Here is a 5,129-nt window from a genome sequence, read left to right on the forward strand (position 1 = left end):
CGCTGGCCGTCGTGGCTTCGCCCGCTACGTCGCCGACACCGCCGGCAATGCCATTGGCCAATCCGTCTTCATCGACGGTACCAGCCTCGGCGGCTCCGGCCGCCGTTGGCGTGTCGTCATCGATGGTGATCACCAGTTTCTCGGCGGCGGCCGTCACCGTGTCACCGTCCTTATCCGTGGCTTGCAGCAGGCTACCCAGGTTGATCGTAATGTCGTTCTCGTCATTGCCGGCTGGATGGTCCAGCGGTTGCAGCAAGGTAAAGCTGTAGGCACCCGCGGCGCTAAGGCTGAAGGTGAATACATCGATTGCACCGGCTTTGGCAGTCAGGGTGTCGCCGGCGACGCTATAGACCAGTGCCACTCCACCCGAACTCAGGGCTGGCAGGCCGCTGGTATCGCTCGACAAGCTAAAGCTCAGCGGCACATCGACGCCGGACTGGAAGATCCCGGTCACGCTGCCGCTGGCCGTGGTGGCTTCGCCAGGCACGTCGCCGACACCGCCGGCAATGCCATTGCCCAGGCCGTCCTCATCGACGGTGCCAGCCGCAGGGATACCGGCCGCTGCCGGTCCATCGTCCTCGAAGATCATCTGCGAGCCGATTTCGGCGGTGCTGGTAGAGGCTTGGCGCAGGGTGAAACCACCGATATCGAAATCGGCGTGGTCATCGCCCCTGGCATCGGTGGCTGCCCCGTTCTCGACCAGCACGCGGTTGTGATCCGCGGTGGTGGTGTATTCAATCTGGTAGCCGGCCTTGACGCCGGTGATGGTTGCCACGCCGCCGGAAAAGCTGATGGCAATGCTCGGATCATTCACCGAACCGTCGGAGTTCTCGATCACCAGCCCGGTGCTTTTGTTGATCACGCGAATATGGGTGATGGCCACTGACGCATCGTTCGCATAGCCATTGATGAAATTCACGCCAGGTTCGGCCGCAGTGCTGTATGCGCTGACTTTCACCATCGCCGTCTTGCCGCCTTGCAGCTGCACGACATCGAAACTGGCTGTCTTGGTATTAAAGACCGCGGTGAAGTCGATATTGGATTCCACATCCGCTTCGTTCTGGTCCAGGTTGGGCACGGTCACGTTCTGCCGGGCGCCGGTGACGAACGAAATACGAATGCCTTCCTGTTCCACAATCATCTGGTTGTTGGTGCCCAGGGTGGTCGGGCCACCGCCCTGGCTGGTATTGATCGTATCGCCTGTGTTGATGTTCGCGCCGCTCGACTGGTCCGCCGGGTCCTTACCGGTGGCGATCAGCGTCGGATTGGTGATCCGCAAGACGCCACCGTCGTTGATCACCGTCGGGTTCGCTGCCGTGAACATCAGGAACAGGTTCTGCCCGGAGGGTGCATTGGCCAGGCTGAATCCCGCGTCCTGGACGGTGCTGACAAACACCTTGTTCAGCAGGTTGAGGGCATCGTCCGGGTTGCTGGCATCCGGGTGCTTGAGCGGTTGGTATTCCACGGTCCAGAGCTTGCCGCCGGATACCGGCGATCCGGTCTCTTCGATATAGGCCGCGAACACAATCGCACCGGCAGGGCCACCGGCCCGGCCCAGCAGGATGTTGTTGTCCGTATCCGTATAGAGAAGGATGCTGGTGCCATCGAGGGTATCCAGCCCGCTGTCCAGGCCATTGAGCGGTGCGCCGAGGCTGTCGGTGAACTTGATATCGCTGACGTTCGTGCCGGGCGTCAGGGTGAAGGCATTGCTGCCCGTGTCGCCCACGGCACCGGTGTAGCCACTCAAGGCGGCGTCCGTTGCGGTTCCGGCCCCAAGGGCCGTCAACCGCGTAGCGAAGGCCGAGGGCAGGGCCGCCAGCAGGATGTCATTGTCGTCAGCGTCTCCGGCGGGGCTTGGCGTCGCAGTGGCGTTCTGCAACCCGGTGGTTTCGTCCAGGGTCACGCTCGCACCGTTCACCAGGATGGACGAAGCGCTGTTCACCTGGGCAGTGCTGACGGCCAGCGTGTTGTCGCTGGAGAAAACGGGGTAGAGAGCGGTGCTGGTGTCAGCGGTCAGGTCGTTCGTGGGGGATGGGTTTTTTTTAGAAATAGTCATGACGTTCTCCCGGGCAATTCCAGTCGTCGAAGCCGCACCTGGGCCCTCTGTTGGCAGATACGACAACTATGAAGATGCGTCGCAGATTGCGCATTGGCCGATACTCCCAGGCCGGATGGGAGTTTCAGCCCATGCGGCAGGGGACGCGGGAGGCGGTAAGGCAGCGATCGCGCAAGGGGGCTTTGGGTTAGCCTGCGATGGGCGGCGACAGGCCTGTCGTAGAGCCGTTCGACGGGCGGCTTGAGTGTTCGGCGCGGCTCTCATGTCGGAGCTGTAGATAGGGGAGCCCAAAAAAAGCGAGGGTGGTTTCCAGGCCACCCTCGCTTGAGTTTGACGCGCCAGGTTTCAGACGCTGCCCAGCACAATATCGGTATTGAGCAGGTCGACCCCGACCAGGGTGATGGTCGTCAATTGTCCGCCGGTCTCGGCCACCGTCACGATACTGTCGGCGCCGGCGTTGTTGATCGACTGCACAGTGGCGCCCGGGTCACCAATAAGCACCACCGCATCGCGCTGGCCTGCGCCGGCATCGAAGCCTGTGACCTGGTACTGGTTCTCGGCCACCGACAGGTCGATGTTGAACGCATCCCGCTCACCCGTGGTGCCCACCAACCTGAAGTCGAACAAGGCGTCGGCCGGGTCGTTGGCGAACAGGTTGGCGTCGAACGCGCTGGTCGCGGTGTCGCCATCCTTGTCCGTCACCGTCGCGTTGAACGCCAGCTTGATATCGCTGGCCAGGCTCTCGGTCTCCTGAATGAACTCGATCACCGGGATCTTGATCGTACCCTTGCCCATGGTGAGCTGGACCGCATCGATCTTGTGGATGTCGTCCCACTCCAGGGTAAAGGATGTCTGGCCTCCCGCTTCCGCATGCAGGTCGGCAGCCTGCACCTTGATGGGCGCGCCCGAGGTCGTGCCGTTGTCGAAGTAGATCGTGTAGTACAGCTCTTCCGTGGCCGGGTTGTAGCCCTGCACCGAGTTGTCGATATAGACCTTCATGGCCGTCAACAGCGTCTCGGGGTTGACCACGAAGCTCTCGTCACCGGCATTGATGCCGGCGGTGGTGTTGCCCTCCAGGTTATTGTTGGCGATGCCGATACCGGACGTGCTGACGTTCAACGCCGCCGTGCCGATGAACGACGGCAGGGGGTTGGTCTGCAACTGGGCTTCGGTAGGGTCGGGCGCCCCGAGCCCGATGCCGGTCAGGATGCTGTTATCGCCGGTTTGCGGTGCCAGCGGATTGGCACCAAAGAACACCACCTCTTCGGTGCCTATCGTCAGCGTGCGCACAGGGTCCGGGCCACCGGCATCCAGCGAGCCATCGGCACTGCTGAGGACGATGACCGAACGGAAGCCTTCCTCCAGGTCCAGGGCATAGGTGCCGTTGGCGTAGGCACTCAGGGTGTAGTGGACGGTGGTATCGGCGGTGGCCGCGTTGTTGTCGAAATCACCGGTCAAGGTGCCCGCGAACTGGTAGGCGCCATTGCCATCGGGTGATGGCGACTGCTCGACCAGCGTGCCGGTGCCGATGGTGGTGGTGTCATCCGGCCGGACCAGGGTGAACTGGTTGTTCACCAGCGAAATATCCAGGCCGGCTGCATTCAGCCCGTCGGCGCCGGCCCCCAGGTTCCAGTAGCCTTGTTGCGCCAGCTGGGTGCCGGTGCCGATCAGGTTGCCGAAGGCCAGGGTCGGGGTGTCGTCATCGACGGTGATCACCAGCTTGTCGGCCGCGGCGGTCACCGTGTCGCCGTCCTTGTCGGTGGCTTGCAGCAGCGTGCCGAGGTTGATCGTGATGTCGTTCTCGTCGTTACCGGCTGCGTGATCCAGCGGCTTGAGCAGGGTGAAGGTGTAGGCACCCGCTACCGTGAGGCTCAGGGTGAACACGTCGGTTGCGCCCGCCTTGGCGGTCAGGGTGTTGCCCAGGACGCTGTAGGCCAGTGCCACCCCGCCGGAACTCAGGGCTGGCAGGCCGCTGGTGTTACTCGACAAGCTAAAGCTCAGCGGCACGTCGGCCCCGGACTGGAAGATCCCGGCCACGCTGCCGCTGGCGACAGTCGCCTCACCGGCCACATCGCCGACACCGCCGGCAATGCCATTGGCCAGGCCGTCCTCATCGACGGTGCCAGTCACCGCAGTGCCATTGGCGGTTGGCGTGTCGTCATCGACGGTGATCACCAGCTTCTCGGCGGCGGCCGTTACCGTGTCGCCATCCTTGTCCGTGACTTGCAGCAAGGTGCCGAGGTTGAGGGTGATGTCGTTTTCATCGTTGCCGGCTGGATGATCCAGAGGCTGGAGCAGGGTGAAGGTGTAGGCCCCGGCGGCACTGAGGCTGAAGGTGAATACATCGACGGCACCCGCCTTGGCGGTGAGGGTATCCCCCAGCACGCTATAGACCAGCGCCACGCCACCGGAACTCAAGGCCGGCAGGCCGCTGGTATCGCTCGACAAGGAAAAACTCAGCAGTCCATCGGCACCGGACTGGAAGATCCCGGTGACGCTGCCGCTGGCCGTGGTGGCTTCGCCAGCCACGTCGCCGATACCACCGGCGATGCCATTGGCCAGGCCGTCTTCATCGACGGTGCCGGCCTCGGCGGCTCCGGTTGCCGTTGGCGTATCGTCATCGACGGTGATCACCAGCTTCTCGGGCGCGGCCGTTACCGTGTCGCCGTCCTTGTCCGTGGCTTGCAGCAGGCTACCCAGGTTGATGGTGATGTCGTTCTCGTCATTGCCGGCTGGATGGTCCAGCGGCTGCAGCAGGGTGAAGCTATAGGCACCCGCGGCGCTGAGGCTGAAGGTGAACACATCGACTGCACCGGCCTTGGCGGTGAGGGTGTCGCCCAGGACGCTGTAGACCAGCGCCACTCCACCCGAACTCAATGCCGGCAAGCCACTGGTGTCACTGGACAAGGCATAGGTCAATGGCACGTCGGCACCGGACTGGAAGATGCCGGTGACGCTGCCGCTGGCCACGGTGGCTTCACCCGCTACATCACCGACACCGCCGGCAATACCGTTGGCCAGGCCGTCTTCATCGACGGTGCCGGCCTCGGCGGCTCCGGTTGCCGTTGGCGTA

General features: G+C 63.3%; 2 protein-coding genes. Both read right to left on the reverse strand.

The annotated features are described in order from the left end of the window. The coding region (locus tag PVZ80_RS25490; RefSeq protein ID WP_443201015.1) for a T1SS-143 repeat domain-containing protein at nucleotides 1-2,056 on the reverse strand (2,056 nt) is incomplete at its 3' end. A gap of 345 nt (nucleotides 2,057-2,401) precedes the next feature. After that, the coding region (locus tag PVZ80_RS25495) for a T1SS-143 repeat domain-containing protein (RefSeq protein ID WP_443201016.1) at nucleotides 2,402-5,129 on the reverse strand (2,728 nt) is incomplete at its 5' end.

The organism is Pseudomonas sp. B3G-3, assembly GCF_028640915.1.
GTDB lineage: Bacteria > Pseudomonadota > Gammaproteobacteria > Pseudomonadales > Pseudomonadaceae > Aquipseudomonas > Aquipseudomonas chlororaphis_I.